This window comes from Streptomyces sp. NPDC093801 (genome assembly GCF_040701585.1).
Lineage (GTDB): Bacteria > Actinomycetota > Actinomycetes > Streptomycetales > Streptomycetaceae > Streptomyces.
On sequence record NZ_JBFBDP010000019.1, the window covers coordinates 59,862 to 75,437 of the forward strand.

The following is a 15,576-nucleotide window of genomic DNA, read 5'->3' on the forward strand; positions in this document are numbered from 1 at the left end:
GACGCGTGTGGTGCCGTGACGGGCGGGGCGCGCGACGGAACAGGACCCGCTCGGCCCCACCCGGCGGGGAGCGCGCCGGACCGGGCGGCCCGCCGGCGGGTCAGTGCGCGTCGGCCCCGTGCCAGTCCTGGTCGTGCGTCCGGTGGGTATCGGTCAGCCCGTGGCGGAAGTAGCGCTCGTAGTAGCCGTTCTCGACGTGATGGGCCTGGAGCCAGACGCCCGGCACGTGGATCGTGTCGCAGTGTGCGGGGAAGCGTCCGTGCGTCTCGTGGATGTACGTGCAGATGTCCCGGGTGCAGGCGATGACGTCGGCGGAGTAGTCGCTGGCCTGGTGCAGGTACCGGCTGCCGAAGTCCCCGCGATAGATGCGGGCGAACAGCCCCTCGTCGGCGTAGATGCCCTTCGGCCCGAACTTGCCCGCCACGACGGCGTCGACCGCGTCGCCCATGCTGGGGTAGTTGGGCGGGCACATCGCCTTGATGAGGTGCTCGCCGTCGTGGCGCAGGCCGACGGGGGCCGCCCGCAGGTTCGCGTAGGCGGGGAGCGGCACGTGCCACCGCAGGACGTCGGCCGGCCTCCATCGCGGGACGGTCCAGTCGAAGCCGAGCATGGGGCCGTAGACGGGGCGGAACTTCGGGTCGCCCAGCATGATCGGCGGGGCGAGCGACGCGTGGATCCAGGCTCCGAGACCCATGGCGTCGGCGGTGAGCATGAGGTTCTGGAGCAGCAGGTCGGCCTCGATCTGGGTGCGCATGGCCCAGATGGCGCCCAGCGGCAGCTTGATGTCCTCGTTCAGGAATCCGGACTTCACCCACTTCCGCACGCCGGCCGGACGGTAGAGGTTCCGGTCGTCGACGATCAGCGGCCGTGCGCCCTCGGGCTGGGTCAGCAGGTACATCAGCCCGTTGATGTACTGCCGTGACAGGTCCACCACGGGAAGGAGGATCGTCGTACCGGGCAGGTTCGACAGGAAGCGGTTGGAGTCGAGGTAGGCGGGGAAGTCCCGCTTCCCTTCCGGTACGTCGAGACGGTGGTCGAGCAGGCGCACCTTCGCCTCGGCCGCGCGGGCGCACAGGGTCTCGGCGTCGAACCCCGCCGTCGGGCCGTCGGCCGGCGGAGGGGGCTTGCGCAGGAAGTAGGTGCCGGTGTCGTTGATCAGGAAGAAGTGCGTGCCCTGGGCGTTGTCGGGGCTGCCCGCGGTCCTGCCCGGCATGTTGAGGTTCGGTTTGGCCATGATGGGTTTGCCGTCGCGCGGATCGGCGAAGGGACGGTCCGGCATCGTGAGGCCGGTGCACCCCGTCATGGCGATCAGGACGGCCTCTTCGAGTTCCGTGAGCGGGGTTCGCGGTGCGCTGGAGGCCCAGCTCATGGAGCCGGCCTCGACGGAGCTTCCCCGGCTGACGCGATGGGTGCGGCGACGCCAGATCGACGTGAGCAGGGGGCGGTTCATCAGGGCCTCGAACCCGGCACGGCTGCGGATGTTCAGCGGGTCGTTCATACCTCGGTCCCTTCAGGGCGCGCCGCCCGGGGCCCCTCTCGGTCCCGGCTCCGGCCCCGACGGCCGCACCGCGCCACGCCGTGCCCCTGGCGGGCGTCAGTCGCGGAGGCGGGCTTCGAGCGTTTCCACGAGTCCGGCGACGACGCCGTCGGGGGACGGGCTGTAGTGGGGGACGGCCCAGCGCGTGATCCTGGCGTCGATCAGGGTGGGCCGACCGGAGGCCAGCGCCGCGCCGAAGGCCTGCTCGAAGGCATCGAGCGTCTCGACCCGGTAGCCGTCGGCGCCGCACGCCCGCGCGTACGCGGCGAAGTCGGGGTTCCGGAACTCGACGAGGCCCGTCTCTCCGTAGGTGGTGAGCTGGAAGAGTTTGATCAGCTTGAATTCCTCGTCGTCGAAGATGACCCAGATGACGGGGATCTCGTGTTCGACGGCCGTCATCAGCTCGAAGCCGGACAGCGCGTAGCATCCGTCCCCGCAGCCGACGACGACGGTTCGTTCCGGGTGCGCGAGCTTGAGGCCGATGGCGCCGTTGACGTGGCCCGCCATCGGGCCGAACGAACCGGCCTTGCGGAAGTTCTGCCCCTCCTCCAGTTCCACGTAGTAGCCGAGCCAGGCCAGGTGGGCTCCCGCGTCGGCGAGCAGGACGCCCTGCGGGGGCAGCATCCGCCCGATCGTCTGGGCCAGCTCCCCCGGATGGATCCGCCCGGTCAGGTGGACGATGTGACGGGCCTCGTAGTCACGGCCCGCCACGTCGGCCGCGGGTACCTCGCCGACCTTCTCCTCGAGCGCCTCGTTGAGGGCCGCCACCGCCAGGCGCGCGTCCGAGTGCAGCGGGTAGTCCGGCCTGTAGGCCTTCCGGAACTCGGCCTCGGAGATGTTCACGTGGACGAGCACCTTGTCCGCGAAGAGGTCCTGGCGGTAGTTGAACGTGGCGTGCTGGTTCAGGGAGTTGCCGATGCACAGCACGACATCGGCCTCGCGGAAGGCCTTCCACGCGCTGGGGTGACCGCTGTCCGCGAAGACGCCCATGGAGAGCGGGTGTCCCTCCGAGACGATGCCCTTGCCGTCCAGCGTGGTGAGCAGCGGGATCCGGAAGCGTTCGACCAGTCGCCGGACCTCCGCTCCCGCCCCGCTGCGGACGGCGCCGAAGCCGGCGAGGGCCACGACCCGTTTCCGCTGGTCGAGGGCCTCGGCCAGCATCGATGCGATGTCCTCCACCCGGTCCGGGTCCGGGACGACCGGCCGGACCTCCAGCCGGATGTCGCGGTAGTTCGTGACCTCGACACCGCGGTGGGTGAGGTCCTCGGGGACATGGATGTGGACCGGTCCGGGCCTGCCTTCGAACGCGGTGTTGACCGCTTCCTCCAGCACGTCGCAGGTGTCGGCGGCATCGGTGAGCAGGAAGGACTTCTTCGTCGTGGCCGCGAACATGGCCCGGGAGTCGGGCGTCCCGTTCAGGCCCGAGGTCTCGTTGAGCGAGCCCCAGCCCTGCCACGCCCTCGATGCGTACCCCGAGACGGCGAGCACCGGGTAGGAGTCGGACATCGCCACGGCCAGGCCGGAGAACAGGTTGAAGGCGCCCGGACCGGCCGTCGCGAAGCAGAAGCCCAGTTCGTCCGTGTACATCGCGTATCCGCAGGCCATGAAGGAGGCGGCCTGCTCGTGCCGGGTGATGACGGGCCGGATCTGCCGTGAATGCTTCAGCGCCAGCATCAGGCCGGCGGCGTTCTCTCCGGCGCCCCCGAACGCGGCCCGTACCCCGATTCCCTCCAGCCCCTTGACCAGGGCCTCGTACACTCTCATCGGCCTTCCCTCGGCTCGCTCGTCCACTCCCTCACGGGATGTTCGAATGTCCTGCCGCTGGACGGATCCCGAGTCCAGCTTGCCATCGGTCGGTGCATCCCGCTTCCGCACGCGGCGTGGCCCGTACGGGTGGTACGGGTGGCGGTACGGGTGGCGGTCACGGGCCGCGGGGCCTCGGCGCGCGCCCGACAACACCACCCGTCTGCCCTGTTCGGCGCGACGCCGCCGCATCGCCGCGTCAAGGTAGCCGTGTGTAACGGAGGTGCCCGCAGGCTCGGTCGCGGGCAGCCGCGCAGCGCCGCCCCGGCACGGCCCCAGCATCGCGTTCGGCCGCCGGAGTGCGCCTTGGCGAAGAGGCACACATGGACGAGAACGGCCAGTACGAGCACTACGTGGGCGGGCACCCGGACGTCGAGCGGCTCCTTTTCGAGCGGCTCGCCCGTGACCTCATGCGGGTCCAGCTCACGTCCAGGAAGCGCAGTGGCGCCGCCGGCATCGAGCGGGCGTTCCATGCCAAAGCGGTCCTCGGGGCGGAGAACGCGCGCCTGAGGTTCGGCGACGACCTGCCGCCCGACCTGCGGACCGGGTTCGCACGTCCGGGCGCCGAGTATCCCGCCACCGTGAGGCTCTCGAACGCGAACGGCTCCCGCCGGCCCGACCACGCCCCCGATCTGCGCGGGGCGGCCCTGCGCATCGCGGCAGGGCCGGACGGGGCGCACGACCTGCTGATGACCAGCCATCCGGTCTCGCACGCGCGCGACGCGCGCGAGTTCGTCGAATTCGCGAAGGCGATGGCGGGCGCCGACTCGACGCCGCGCAAGGCCTTCGCGCTGTTCGTCAGGCTGCCGCTCGCGGTCGGATGGTCCGCCGCCGCGCGCATGCGCCACAACGTGCGTGCCGGCACGAGCCACACCGTCCGCAGCCTGGCCCTGGAGACGTACTGGAGCCGCGGCGCCATCCTGTGGGACGGCGCGGGACCGGTCCGGTACCAGTTGCGCCCCGCCGTGGACGCCCGGCCGGGCCCGGACCCCTCCCCCACCGATCCCGACCATCTGCACCACGAACTCGCGGAGCGGCTCAAGGGCGCGGACGTCGTCTTCGAGCTGTACGTCCAGCGCTACGTCGACGCCCGCCGCACACCCGTCGAGGACGGCACGGCCGAATGGAAGGAGCAGGACACCCCTCCCGTCCGGGTGGCCACGCTCACCATCCCCCGCCAGGACATCGACTCCGCCGAGGCCCGGGCCGCGGCCGCACGGGTCGAACAGCTCGCCTTCAACCCGTGGAACACCACGGAGGCGTTCCGGCCCCTCGGAAACCTCAACCGCGCACGCAAGGTCGCCTACGAGGCCAGCAGCGCCCACCGCCTGGGCCAGCGGTTCGCGAACGTCCAGCCCCGGCGCAACACCGTGCTGGGCGTGCCGTTGCGCGGCGCCTTCCGCGGCCTCAACCGGTTCGTCCCCTGGCACCGGCTGCCCGTCCCCCTCGGCCTGCTGAACCTCGTGGCCCTGCGGCAGCAGCTGCGGCGGTCCAACCTGATCGACACCGACGTCCACGAGGCTCCGCCCAGGACGCAGCCCGTGCCGCCGGCCATCGAGGAGAGCATGCGGGTCGAACGGAGCTACGACGGCACCTACAACGACCTGTCCGCACCGAGGATGGGCGCCGTCGGGGCCGCCTTCGGCCGCAACCTTCCCCCCGTCTACCGGCCGGAGCTGTTCGACGTACCCAACCCGGTCACGGTCAGCAGGCAGCTGCTGCACCGCGACGCCTTCATCCCGGCTCGTTCGCTCAACATCCTGGCCGCGGCCTGGATCCAGTTCCAGGTGCACGACTGGGTCAACCACAAGCGCTACCCGACCGGTACGACGGCCGTCGAGGTACCGCTCCCGCCCGGTGGCGCCCCGTGGACGAACACACCGGGCGGGCCTCCCGAGAGGGTGATGCGCTTCGCCGAGAACGAAGGGCTGCACCCGGCCGACGGCAAGGGGCCGCCCACGCTCTTCGCCAACGCGGCGTCCCACTGGTGGGACGGCTCGGAGATCTACGGCGGCGACAGGGAAACCGGCATGTCCCTGCGGGAACCGGACGGTGGCGCCACCCTGCGGCTGGACGACGGGCACCTCCCGGTCGGGCCGAACGGCCTCCCGCTCACCGGATTCGCGGAGAGCTGGTGGTTCGGCCTCAGCGCGATGCAGACCCTCTTCGCCCGCGAGCACAACGCCGTGTGCGAGGCGTTGCGGCGGGAATACCCGCGCCTGGACGAGGAACGCGTCTACCACACGGCGCGTCTGGTCGTCTCGGCGCTCATCGCAAAGATCCACACGGTGGAGTGGACTCCCGCGATCCTCGCCACCGAAGTGATCGACATCGGCTTGAAGACCAACTGGCAGGGCCCGCCGAAGAAGTGGCTCGACCAGCTGGGCCTGTGGCTCTTCGAGTCGCACTCGCTGACCGGCATTCCGAAGACCCTGCCGGACCACCACGCCGCCCCGTACTCCCTCACCGAGGACTTCGTCACCGTCTACCGCATGCACCCGCTGCTCCCCGACGACTTCGAGATCGTGGACCACCGTCTCGGCCGGCGCCTGGACACCCTCGGGTTCAACGACGTCCAGGGCGCCGCCACGGAAGTGCTGATGCGCAAGACCGGTCTGGCCAACTCGCTCTACTCGCTCGGCACGGCCCATCCCGGCGCGATCACCCTGAACAACTATCCGCGGTCCCTCCAGGCCTTCGAACGGGACGGCGAGATCATCGACCTGTCCGTGGTCGACCTGGTGCGCACCCGGCGCCGCGGCGTCCCCCGGTACAACGACTTCCGGGCCGGCCTGCACAAGCCGCGCCTGCGGCGGTTCGAGGACCTGTCCTCCGATGCGGAGACGGTCGCGCGCCTGAAGGAGGTCTACCGCGAGGTCGATCACATCGACACGATGGTGGGGCTCTTCGCCGAGAACCCGCCCCACGGCTTCGGCTTCAGCGACACGGCCTTCCGCATCTTCATCCTGATGGCGACCCGACGCCTCCAGAGCGACCGCTTCCTCACCGTCGACTTCAGGCCGGAGGTGTACACGCCCCTGGGCATGGACTGGGTCGCGCGCAACGGCATGACCAGCGTGGTGCTGCGGCACTGCCCCGAACTGGCGGGCTCCCTGCCGCGCACGGCCAGCGCCTTCGCACCCTGGCGTGCGGCGGCCGCGAACGGCGCCGGGGGAAGTCGCCCTTGAGCGTGGACCGGGGCAGTGCCGGGGCGGGTGCGCGGCCGGCCTTCACAGCGGCCCGGGCTCTCGGCGGTCGCGGTGCGTGCGGAAGTGCGCCGCTCGGTACTCGATGATGGAGGTGTCGCGTCGGCGTCTGGCCGGCACGACTGACATCGACTGTACGGACCCGGTCGGCTACACGCCCGGGTGGACCGCGGAATGTGGCAGCGGGCCGCGGCCGTGCATCGCCTTCGTCGACCGGGAGAGACGTATGACCATCAAGGACATCGGGCCGGAACCCCAGAGCTTCGACCTCGAGAGGGCGACGCTCGAGAACAAGAACTACCGCTCGGTCGCCTGGTCCGGGAAGTACCTTCAGCTGACCCTCATGTCGATCCCGGTGGGTGAGGACGTCGGCCTGGAGGCGCACCCGGAGACCGACCAGTTCCTACGGCTCGACGCAGGCCGGGGCCGCGTCCAGATGGGCCCGGCCAAGGACCGGCTCGACTTCGACCAGGAGGTGGAGGACGGCTGGGCGATCTTCGTACCTGCCGGTACTTGGCACAACGTCACCAACATCGGGGACGAGCCCCTGCAGCTCTACGCCGTGTACGCGCCGGTCCACCACGCGCCGGACAAGGTCCAGGCGACGGCCGCCGATGCGGAGCGCGACGAGGAGTCGGGCGACGACGAGCCGCCGAGCTGGTCGGTCCAGCCTCCGCGCCAGCCGTCGGACGAGCACGCCTGACCAGCGGGGCCCTGTCGAGAGAGCCGTGGTCCTTTCTCCCGACGGGCGTTCGAGCGCGCGCAGCCGATCCGCCGGCACTGCGCCGAGGGAGCACCGGCGCATGCTCGCCGCTACGCGTACGCGAGGCCCGCGGTTCACACGGCCGGGTGAACCGCGGCGCCGTCGGCCGATCCCCGGGGCACCGCCGCGAGGTGGCGCCCCGGGGCCGCGGTCGGCCCCGGCGCGCGTGGACGCCGTCCGCGGCTGGTGGCGACCACCGTTCCACCAGGTCCGGCAACGACCGTTGTGGAGGCGGGCTTCTGACCGGTGCTCCGGCGGCGCCTCCACGTGGGAGGATCCGGGCATGCGCCTGATGGCTGACGGGACCACGCCGCGTCGGGGCGCGCCAGGGGGACGCGTCCCGGGAGCGGATGTCGCTCGATGCCGATCGACCCGGGCCGTGGAAGAACGCGGATCCGGCGTGGGATTCCCCGCCCGTGACCGGGTGGTGCTCGGAGGGGCGGGGCCCGTCTCTATTCGCCGAGGAGCCGTTCCCACAGCAGGCCGTCCCGCCAGCGCCCGTCGAGGAGGATCGAGGAGTGCGCGACGCCGTACGGGCTGAACCCGTTGCGCCGCAGCACCCGCTGCGAGGGCAGGTTCTCCAAGTGGGTGGACGCCTCCGCGCGGTGCAGCCCGAGTTCCTCGGCCATCACTCGGAGTACGAGCGCGACGGCGCGCCCGGCGTGGCCCCGGTTCTGGGCGACGCCGGCGATCCAGTATCCGACGGAGCCGCGCAGCAGGTGCGGCTGCGGCAGGATGCCTCCGACGGTGACCTGCCCGATCACCTGGTCGTCGTCGGCGAGTACCACGCCCGGCCAGACCGTGCCCGCCCGGTATCCGGCCAGCAGTCTTCCGATCCGTTCCGCCTGGCCCTCCGGCGTGAAGAAGTCGTCCGGCTGGGCCGGTTCCCACGGACGGAAGGCCTCGACGTCACGCGCCCGGTGCGCTGCTATGGGGGCGGCGTCTTCCGGCTCGATCAGACGGATCCTGGTGCTGCGGTGCATGGGATGACCTCGTCACGGTACGTCGGATGAGACGGCCGGCCTGTGCAACGGCTCGAACGAGCCTTCCTCGTGTCCGCTCCCCGCGCCTCAGCGCAGGATGTTCGCCCAGTGGCCCAGGACCGAGGGGAGCTCCTCGGCCGTCACCCAGGCGCGGAACAACTGGTGGCCGCGGTCCTGCGGAGTGCCGGTGTACACGGCGACGACCGCGCGGTCGTGCATGAGCGCTTCCTCCCTGCACCCGCCGTCTTCCTTCCAGACGGACACGTGCCCCTGGCGGTAGGTCAGCGGCCCGATCTCGTACACGTCCTTGGCTTCAAGATCCCCGTTTACGTTCATGCACCGGACTCTACGTCCGGGCCGCGCACGGCGGGGCCGAAAGTGGTGATCACAACAGACCGCGCGGCCGGCACGACACCGGAGGGCCGGGTCGTGGCGCGTGCCCTCCGGTGGGGACAGGATGGGCGCATCGCGGTGCTCGCGGCACGGTGGGCACCCCACGCGCCCGGCCCTGTCCGGCGCCCGAGCGAACGGATCCGGAGCATGCGGGAATTCCTGGTCGAGATCACCACCGCCGTCCCCGACGGCACCCCGCGCGCCGAGGTCGACGACCGTCGCGCCGCCGAGGCGGTGCGCGCCCGTGAACTGGCGGCGGCCGGCCACCTGGACCGGTTGTGGCGTCCCGTCGGCGAACTGCGCAGCATCGGCCTGTGGCGGGCCGCCGACGAGAACGAGCTCCGCACCGAGGTGCTCGGCACCCTTCCGCTGCACGCCTGGATGTCGTTCCGGGTGACGCCGCTGGAACCGCACCCCAACGACCCGGGACGCGGTACCGCAGCGGGCTCCGCGTCCACCCACTGACACTGCGGCCCGGGGATGTTCCGCGCCGGCGGGAGGCGTGGGGTCAGGCGCGGTGCCAGGCGCTCCAGCGGCCGGTGGCGGCGCGGTCGCGCTCCCAGCTGGTGGCGAAGGCGTCCTGGATGGGGAGGGTGAAGGCGCTGGGGTCTTCACGGTTCTCCCGGTTCATCGTGTGATCGTGGCGGGCCCGGCGCCCAGGGGCAGCACGGCCGGGCCACGGTGGTGATCTCGACCTGGTGGATCCGGTGGGTACCGGACGCAGCGGCGGAACTTCACCGACCGGTCACCCGTGGGACATTCGGCGTGTGTCCCGCGTTCCCTCCGCCGGTCGGCCCGTTGCCCGGTCCGGCAGGGAACCGAGCACCTCGAGCACGGTCGCGGCGATGCGCCGCTGGCCGGCCGGGGTGAGGTGGATGCCGTCCTCCTCCAGGTGGCCCTGCACGGCGCCCCGGGTGTCGACCGTGGTCTCGGGCTGCGCGAGCAGGAATTCCGCGACGGCGTCGAGGTCCGGCCCGGCCCAGGTCAGTCCCGCGCGCCGGAAGTGCACGTACTCGGCGGCGCGCCCGGCGTCGACACCGGGCGGGGTGAGCCAGATCCAGCGGGCCCCGGTCCGGCGGACCGTCAGGTCGCGCAGGGCCAGCAGGGTGCGGCGGGTTTCGGCGGCGGCGACGAGCGGGACTCCGTCCAGCCGCTGGGCGTCGTTCGCCCCCAGCATGCACAGCACCCAGTCGGGCCGCTGGAACGTGAGCTGCGGGAGGTTCGCGAGGGCCTGGGTCGTCGTACTGCCGGATACGGCCGTGTTGGTGCAGCGGACGCCCTCCGGGAGGAGGTGCCGCAGGATCTCGAACCAGGAGAGCCGGTCGGCGGTGGTGCTCTCCCCGACGGCCACCACGTGCCCGCCCGGCCGGAACGGCAGGCCTGCACGGAGTGCGGTCGCTCCCGGACGGGCCGCGAGCGCGGTGGCGGCCGACCGGTTCCGCTCCTCGAACCCGTCGAGGCGCGTCCGGTATCCGGCCCGGTCGAGGCCGAAGAGGGCGGCGAGCGCGGCCTCGTCGGGGGCGGGGCCGAGGTGTCGCAGGACCCTCTCCGGCTGGTGGAAGCGGAGCATCTGTTCCGCCGGGTCGGGGACGGTGTTCGTCATGTCGGTCAGCCCTCCGTGCGGACGCGGCGGCGCGGCAGCAGGAACCCGGCGGCGACCAGCCACAGCAGGCCGGCGAACCGGGCGACGGGCAGCAGCAGGGCGGCGGCGTCGGTCAGCAGGACCAGTGTGGACAGTTCGGCGACGGCCGCGACCGTCAGGCCCGCCACCGCCAGGGCACGGGGCAGCAGGCCGGCGAGCAGCCCGGGTACGGCGATGCCGGCGATCAGCAGGCCGAGCAGGACGACGTGGGCGGGGCCGCCGAGGCCGAAGGCCAGGTACTGCAGGGCCCGTACGGCTTCGGCGCGCCCCGCGACCTCGGGCCGGGACAGCACCCAGGTGACCAGCCCCGAGCAGGCGAGGAAGGCCGAGGCGAGGACACCCCCGGCGAGGGCGATGGTGGCGCCGGGGGCACGGATCCCGAGCTTGTGCAGCCGTGCCGAGACGGTCGCGGCATAGATCGCGAGCGGCACGGAGGCCGCGAACTGCAAGGCTCCGGAGACCTGGACCGCATCGGTGTGGTCGCGGAAGTAGGAGGTCACCGTGTCGGTGGACCCGAAGGGAGAGGGAAAGGGGTCGCCCCCGGCGAGGAGGGTGCTGAGCACGAGCCCGGCGAGGAAGAGCGCGGTGAAGACCACCGCGAGGACGCCGGGTGGCGGCCCGGCCTGCGGGTCGCGGCGGCTGCGTGCCTGCGGGATGGCGGTGTCCGGGGTCGCGGTCACGGCGGGATCCATTCTCTGCGATAAATCGTTCAGTGAGGTGAATCATTGCGCGAGGCTTACGATAGGCGGGTGGACACTCCCCCGCAACCGCATACGGCGGATCCCGCCCCGGCCCCCGGGCCGCGCGGAGCCGCGTTCCTCCTCGCCCAGATCGGCGCGCACGCCGCCGCACGCTTCGCCGAACACATCGGCCACCTGGGACTGGTGCCGGCGGACGTCGGACTGCTCCGCATGATCGCCACACAGCCGGGACGCAGCCAGCGGGCCCTCGCCGAGGACCTGGGGGTCGTACCGAGCCGCGTCGTCACACTGATCGACAACCTGGAGGGCAAGGACCTCGTCGAACGGCGGCGCAGCGCCGAAGACCGCCGCAACCACGAACTCCACCTCACGGCGGAGGGCACACGCGCCCTCGGCGCGGTCTCCCGTGCGGCCGCGGCCCACGAGGACGCCCTGCTCGCCGCCCTCGACCCGGAGCAGCGCACGCTCCTCTCCGGCCTCCTCGCGCGCATCGCCACCGAGCAGGGGCTGACTCCCGGGGTCCACCCCGGCTACCGCAGCCGCGGCTGAGGGCCGCTCAGGCGCCCGACGCTCCGGCGCGCGCCCGCCGAGGACGCGCAGCGAGGGCCCCGGAAGCGGAGCGGGGCGGGTGGGGACCCTCACCGGGACCCCACCCGCCCCTTCACCTCAGCACCCCCTCAGGAGGACCGGCGGGACCGGGCGAGATCCGCCCCCGCCCTGCCGGCCGTTCCCGCAGCCCGGGTCAGGGGGTGGTGAGCGTCGGGTTGTTGACGACCTTCGCGCAGATGGCGTAGACCTCCAGCGTGCCCGGGTTGGTGGTGTCGGTGTTCGTCGCGAACGCCCACCACCGCTCGCCGGCGATGGGCGCACTCGCGCCGAGGGCGTACCGCTCGGCGTGAGAGTTCCCGGCAGTCACGATGGCCCCGCCGCCCGTACGGGTCTCGCCGGCCGGACACCCGACCGCGGCCGAGGCACGGCCGGGAAATCCGCCGGAGGACACGGGGAGCGTGACCGGGCCGCTCGTCACGACACGGACGACGTCGTCCGCTTCCGCCACGCCGGCCGTGCCGGTCACCATCGCCACGACCGAGGCTGCCACAAGGGCCTTCTTGAACACGGAGTTCTGCTTTCGTTCGAGTGGGACATGCAGGGAGACACACCACACAGCGGGCGTGCCGCACACAGCCGTACCGCACCCGAAAACTTCGAAACAGAGCAGAAAATGTGGATAAAGGTTTCATCTGCGCTGTGGAAAACCGCGCAGGCCCTTTTGGAACCGGCGTTTCGGACGGTCCGTCAGGTCCACTCCCGAGGAGCGGACGGTTCACCCGTGCGGCCGCGGCAAACCGAGGACGCGTTCGGCTTCCGCCCGGTCCCCTACGGGTGGCGCACCCGCGGGCGGCGGACAGGGGCGGACGAGCGCGGCGGACGCGACGGGCCCGAAGGCGCCCGGGCCGAGCGAGACATGCGGTCAGAGGGATTCCACGAGGCCTCCGTCGATGACGAAGTCGGCTCCCGTGATGTTCGCCCCGCCCGGACCGGCGAGGAACAGCACGAGCTGCGCGACCTCCGACGGCCGGGTGAAGCGGCCGGTCACCGACCGGGCCGCGGCGGCGCGGGCCACGTCGCCCGGGTCGACGCCGCGGGAGCGCCCGATCTCGGCGGCGACGCCGTCGGCGCCCTGCCACAGTGCCGTCTCCACCGGGCCGGGACCGATCGAGTTCACCCGCACGCCGTGCGGCCCCACCTCCTTCGACAGGGCCTTGCAGAAGTTGGTCAGCGCGGCCTTGGCCGCGCCGTAGTCGATGACCAGGGGGTCCGGCAGGCGCGCGTTGACCGAGGAGACGGCGACGATGCGGCCCGCGCCGGACGCGATCAGGTGCGGCAGGGCGGCCCGGGTGGCGCGGACGGCGGTCATGAGGTTGACGGTCAGGGTCCAGTCCCAGTCCTCGTCCGTCACGCCCAGGAATCCGTCCAGCCGCGGGCGCACCGCTCCGACGTTGTTCACCAGTACGTCGATGCCGCCGTGGAGGCCCACGGCTTCGGCGACGAGCTCGGCCGGGCCGCCCGGGGTCGCGAGGTCGATCTCCACGGCGGTGAGGTCCGCGCCCTGCCGGAGGTGCCGGTCGAGGGCCTCGGTGCGTTGCCGTGATCCCGCGACGACGCGGCATCCCGCCGCGAGGAACGCCTCCGTGATCGCGAGCCCGATGCCGCGGCCGGCTCCGGTGACCACGACGGTCTTCCCGGCCAGGCCGCGGTCGCCGTCGGCCGCGTCCTCGCGCGGCGGTGCGGACGGGGTCATCGCCCCGCCCCCGGGCCCCGCCCCTGCCACCCGGGCACGGCGTCCCCTCCCCCGCCGCCTCTGCCCGCGGACGGCCGCTGCGGTCCTGCGAGGGCTCCGGCGCGCGTCCCCGCCCGTGCGGCGGGGGTCACCGGGCCGGCCGGGTGGCGACGGGGCCCGGCCCCGCCACGGGCGGGGATTGCCCCTTGGCGGCCGTGATGTGCCGTGGTGCGGGGTCGGGGAACGGAACGACGGCGATCGAGGTGGTCACGGCTCACGGCTCACGGCTCACGGCTCACGGCTCCCTGAGGGTCGGTTCCGGGGTTCGCGACCCCAGCATGTCCAGCCGGGGGCGGTGTCCGTGCAGAACCGCGCCGGGAAGACGCCGGCCGGTCCACGGTCGGACGCAGGACGGCACCGCAGGACCCGTGTGTCCGGATCGCGGCGGGAAGGGGGGTCAGAAGGCGTAGGGGCCGAAGCGGGCCCAGGCCACGAAGGCGGCCAGGAGGAGGAGCAGCAGGCTGACGGGTACCGCCTTCGCCTCCCTGCGGCGCAGGTGCACGGCGGTGGCGCCGAGCATCGTCGCCGCGAGCCCGAGGGCGGCCCAGGCCGTCAGGGCCGGGGCGATGCCGAGCGCGGCCGGAAGGACCAGCCCCAGGGCGCCGAGCGCCTCGGCGGCGCCGATCGCCTTGACCGACTGCGGGGAGAAGTCCCCGGCCCAGGCCATGCCCGAGGCGGCGAGCTTCTCGCGCGTCCCGCCGACCTTCATCAGCCCTGCCGCCAGAAACGTCGGCGCGAGGACGCCGGAGATGATCCACAACGTGGTGTTCATGAGGGGATTCCCATCCATTTACTTGAATGTTCAAGCTAAAAGCTACGCAGGAAGAGTTGAAGCGTCAAGTGAATGGCAAGAGTTCCGCTTGAAGGGTCAAGCTAGGATGGGGTCATGGAGTCGAACGAACCCCGCTGGCTGGACGCCGAGGAGCGGCAGACCTGGCTGTCCCTGACCGCCATGGTGATCAACCTGTCGAGCGCGCTGGACGGCCAACTGCAGCGCGACGCCGGGATCAGCCACTTCGAGTACCAGGTCCTCGCCACCCTGTCCGAGGCGGCCGACCGGACCATGCGCATGAGCGACCTGGCGCTCCTCACCAACGGCTCGCTCTCCCGCCTGTCCCACGTGGTCAAGCGCCTGGAGAAGCAGGGCTGGGTGCGCCGCAGCCCCGATCCGGACGACGGCCGCTACACCCTGGCCCTCCTCACCGAGACCGGCTGGGAGAAGACCGTCGCCACCGCTCCGGGGCACGTCGAGGAGGTCCGCCGCCTCGTGTTCGACCCGCTCACGCAGGCCCAGCAGCGCACCCTGCGCACCATCGGCCACCGCGTCAACGAGGCCGTCGACGGCTGACGGACCACCGCACCCGTACCGTCACTCCCCGGCCGCTACCGGACGCCGGCCGCCGGGCGGACGACGATCTCGTTGACGTCGACCTCCGGCGGCTGGGCCAGTGCGTAGGCGATCGCGTCCGCGATGGCGGAGGCGGGCAGGGCCACGGCCCGGTAGCTCTCCATCTCCTTCCTGGCCGCCGGATCGGCGATGTGGTCCGCGAGCTCGGATTCGGTCACGCCCGGGGAGACGAGGGTGACCCGGATGTCACCCGCCGACTCCTGCCGCAGGCCCTCGGAGACGGCACGGACGGCGTACTTGGTCGCGCAGTAGACGGCGGCGGTCGGCGAGACCTCGTACGCGCCGACGGAGGCGACGTTCACGAAGTGCCCGCTCCCCTGGGCGCGCATGAGGGGAAGGGCCGCGGCGATGCCGTGCAGCACGCCCCGCACGTTCACGTCGATCATGCGGTCCCACTCCGCGATCCGCAGCGCCTCCAGCGGGGACAGCGGCATCACGCCCGCGTTGTTCACGACCGCGTCCACCCTCCCGTACAGCTCCTGGGCGGCGCGGACGAACTCCGCGGTGTCGGTGGCGTCCGTGACGTCCAGCCGCCGGAAGGCCGCGGTGCCGCCCGCGGCGGTGATCTCCGCGGTGAGTGCGGCCAGCCGGTCGGCGCGCCGCGCGCCGAGGAGCAGGCGGTGGCCGTCGGCGGCGAGCCGGCGCGCGGTGGCCTCGCCGATGCCGCTGCTGGCCCCGGTGACCGCGACGGCCTTGGGCGTGTTCTTCATCTGGGCAACCCCTCTGCGCTGTGCGCCGCCCGGTGCGGTGCACGGCCCGGAGTCTGTCCCGGGCGCGGGCGGGCCCACCAGGACGGCTG

16 protein-coding genes are annotated in these 15,576 nt (G+C 72.4%); 5 read left to right on the plus strand and 11 right to left on the minus strand.

Annotation, left to right across the window (positions count from 1 at the left end; genetic code table 11):
• Nucleotides 1-100: 100 nt before the first annotated feature.
• Nucleotides 101-1,498, minus strand: a complete 1,398-nt coding sequence (locus AB0469_RS22570) for a hypothetical protein (protein WP_366453204.1) — start codon at nt 1,496-1,498, stop codon at nt 101-103.
• 96 nt (nt 1,499-1,594) lie between these two features.
• Nucleotides 1,595-3,301 (minus strand): thiamine pyrophosphate-binding protein, encoded by a 1,707-nt coding sequence (locus AB0469_RS22575; protein WP_366453205.1) that lies wholly within the window; start codon nt 3,299-3,301, stop codon nt 1,595-1,597.
• Nucleotides 3,302-3,663: 362 nt separating this feature from the next.
• On the opposite strand from AB0469_RS22575, the gene AB0469_RS22580 reads away from it, so the two are divergent.
• Together AB0469_RS22580 and AB0469_RS22585 are read left to right on the plus strand one after the other, a co-directional pair.
• Nucleotides 3,664-6,528, plus strand: coding sequence for a peroxidase family protein (locus AB0469_RS22580; RefSeq protein WP_366453206.1), 2,865 nt, complete (start codon nt 3,664-3,666; stop codon nt 6,526-6,528).
• Nucleotides 6,529-6,772: 244 nt separating this feature from the next.
• Nucleotides 6,773-7,249, plus strand: coding sequence for a cupin domain-containing protein (locus tag AB0469_RS22585; RefSeq protein WP_366453207.1), 477 nt, complete (start codon nt 6,773-6,775; stop codon nt 7,247-7,249).
• A gap of 512 nt (nt 7,250-7,761) precedes the next feature.
• Here AB0469_RS22585 and AB0469_RS22590 read toward each other — a convergent pair.
• Both AB0469_RS22590 and AB0469_RS22595 read right to left on the minus strand, forming a co-directional pair.
• Nucleotides 7,762-8,292, minus strand: coding sequence for a GNAT family protein (locus AB0469_RS22590; RefSeq protein ID WP_366453208.1), 531 nt, complete (start codon nt 8,290-8,292; stop codon nt 7,762-7,764).
• Between the two features lie 87 nt (nt 8,293-8,379).
• Entirely contained in the window at nt 8,380-8,628 is a 249-nt protein-coding gene (locus AB0469_RS22595; protein WP_366453209.1) for a hypothetical protein, read from the minus strand.
• Nucleotides 8,629-8,832: 204 nt separating this feature from the next.
• Between AB0469_RS22595 and AB0469_RS22600 the strand changes: the two genes are divergently transcribed.
• Nucleotides 8,833-9,150: a muconolactone Delta-isomerase family protein gene (locus tag AB0469_RS22600; RefSeq protein WP_366453210.1), complete on the plus strand. Its 318-nt coding sequence runs from the start codon at nt 8,833-8,835 to the stop codon at nt 9,148-9,150.
• 43 nt (nt 9,151-9,193) lie between these two features.
• On the opposite strand, the gene AB0469_RS22605 is transcribed toward AB0469_RS22600, so the two are convergent.
• The 3 genes from AB0469_RS22605 to AB0469_RS22615 all read right to left on the minus strand — a co-directional run bounded on the left by AB0469_RS22605 (nt 9,194) and on the right by AB0469_RS22615 (nt 11,007).
• Entirely contained in the window at nt 9,194-9,316 is a 123-nt protein-coding gene (locus AB0469_RS22605; protein ID WP_366453211.1) for a hypothetical protein, read from the minus strand.
• 114 nt (nt 9,317-9,430) lie between these two features.
• Nucleotides 9,431-10,288 (minus strand): SGNH/GDSL hydrolase family protein, encoded by an 858-nt coding sequence (locus tag AB0469_RS22610; protein WP_366453212.1) that lies wholly within the window; start codon nt 10,286-10,288, stop codon nt 9,431-9,433.
• 5 nt (nt 10,289-10,293) lie between these two features.
• The gene (locus AB0469_RS22615) at nt 10,294-11,007 is read right to left on the minus strand and encodes a hypothetical protein (protein ID WP_366453213.1); all 714 of its coding nucleotides are present in this window, start codon (nt 11,005-11,007) and stop codon (nt 10,294-10,296) included.
• A gap of 69 nt (nt 11,008-11,076) precedes the next feature.
• On the opposite strand from AB0469_RS22615, the gene AB0469_RS22620 reads away from it, so the two are divergent.
• On the plus strand, nt 11,077-11,577 hold the full coding sequence (locus tag AB0469_RS22620) for a MarR family winged helix-turn-helix transcriptional regulator (RefSeq protein ID WP_366453214.1): 501 nt from the start codon (nt 11,077-11,079) through the stop codon (nt 11,575-11,577).
• Between the two features lie 193 nt (nt 11,578-11,770).
• Here the strand turns inward: AB0469_RS22620 and AB0469_RS22625 are convergent, their stop codons facing one another.
• The 3 genes from AB0469_RS22625 to AB0469_RS22635 form a co-directional block, all read right to left on the minus strand.
• Nucleotides 11,771-12,127: a hypothetical protein gene (locus tag AB0469_RS22625; RefSeq protein ID WP_366453215.1), complete on the minus strand. Its 357-nt coding sequence runs from the start codon at nt 12,125-12,127 to the stop codon at nt 11,771-11,773.
• 372 nt (nt 12,128-12,499) lie between these two features.
• Nucleotides 12,500-13,330 carry an SDR family oxidoreductase gene (locus AB0469_RS22630; RefSeq protein WP_366453216.1) on the minus strand — a complete coding sequence of 277 codons (831 nt, stop codon included), beginning with the start codon at nt 13,328-13,330 and terminating at the stop codon, nt 12,500-12,502.
• A gap of 436 nt (nt 13,331-13,766) precedes the next feature.
• Nucleotides 13,767-14,141: a DoxX family protein gene (locus AB0469_RS22635; protein WP_366453217.1), complete on the minus strand. Its 375-nt coding sequence runs from the start codon at nt 14,139-14,141 to the stop codon at nt 13,767-13,769.
• Between the two features lie 114 nt (nt 14,142-14,255).
• On the opposite strand from AB0469_RS22635, the gene AB0469_RS22640 reads away from it, so the two are divergent.
• Complete coding sequence (locus AB0469_RS22640) at nt 14,256-14,717, plus strand: MarR family transcriptional regulator (RefSeq protein ID WP_366453218.1); 462 nt, start codon at nt 14,256-14,258, stop codon at nt 14,715-14,717.
• 35 nt (nt 14,718-14,752) lie between these two features.
• On the opposite strand, the gene AB0469_RS22645 is transcribed toward AB0469_RS22640, so the two are convergent.
• Nucleotides 14,753-15,487 carry an SDR family oxidoreductase gene (locus AB0469_RS22645; RefSeq protein WP_366453219.1) on the minus strand — a complete coding sequence of 245 codons (735 nt, stop codon included), beginning with the start codon at nt 15,485-15,487 and terminating at the stop codon, nt 14,753-14,755.
• Nucleotides 15,488-15,576: the final 89 nt, after the last annotated feature.

What these genes read in the sequence shown, in the direction of transcription:
- AB0469_RS22570 (WP_366453204.1), bottom strand. Translation starts at nt 1,498, where the DNA reads ATGAACGACCCGCTGAACATCCGCAGCCGTGCCGGGTTCGAGGCCCTG.
- AB0469_RS22575 (WP_366453205.1), bottom strand. Translation starts at nt 3,301, where the DNA reads ATGAGAGTGTACGAGGCCCTGGTCAAGGGGCTGGAGGGAATCGGGGTA.
- AB0469_RS22580 (WP_366453206.1), top strand. Translation starts at nt 3,664, where the DNA reads ATGGACGAGAACGGCCAGTACGAGCACTACGTGGGCGGGCACCCGGAC.
- AB0469_RS22585 (WP_366453207.1), top strand. Translation starts at nt 6,773, where the DNA reads ATGACCATCAAGGACATCGGGCCGGAACCCCAGAGCTTCGACCTCGAG.
- AB0469_RS22590 (WP_366453208.1), bottom strand. Translation starts at nt 8,292, where the DNA reads ATGCACCGCAGCACCAGGATCCGTCTGATCGAGCCGGAAGACGCCGCC.
- AB0469_RS22595 (WP_366453209.1), bottom strand. Translation starts at nt 8,628, where the DNA reads ATGAACGTAAACGGGGATCTTGAAGCCAAGGACGTGTACGAGATCGGG.
- AB0469_RS22600 (WP_366453210.1), top strand. Translation starts at nt 8,833, where the DNA reads ATGCGGGAATTCCTGGTCGAGATCACCACCGCCGTCCCCGACGGCACC.
- AB0469_RS22605 (WP_366453211.1), bottom strand. Translation starts at nt 9,316, where the DNA reads ATGAACCGGGAGAACCGTGAAGACCCCAGCGCCTTCACCCTCCCCATC.
- AB0469_RS22610 (WP_366453212.1), bottom strand. Translation starts at nt 10,288, where the DNA reads ATGACGAACACCGTCCCCGACCCGGCGGAACAGATGCTCCGCTTCCAC.
- AB0469_RS22630 (WP_366453216.1), bottom strand. Translation starts at nt 13,330, where the DNA reads ATGACCCCGTCCGCACCGCCGCGCGAGGACGCGGCCGACGGCGACCGC.
- AB0469_RS22635 (WP_366453217.1), bottom strand. Translation starts at nt 14,141, where the DNA reads ATGAACACCACGTTGTGGATCATCTCCGGCGTCCTCGCGCCGACGTTT.
- AB0469_RS22640 (WP_366453218.1), top strand. Translation starts at nt 14,256, where the DNA reads ATGGAGTCGAACGAACCCCGCTGGCTGGACGCCGAGGAGCGGCAGACC.
- AB0469_RS22645 (WP_366453219.1), bottom strand. Translation starts at nt 15,487, where the DNA reads ATGAAGAACACGCCCAAGGCCGTCGCGGTCACCGGGGCCAGCAGCGGC.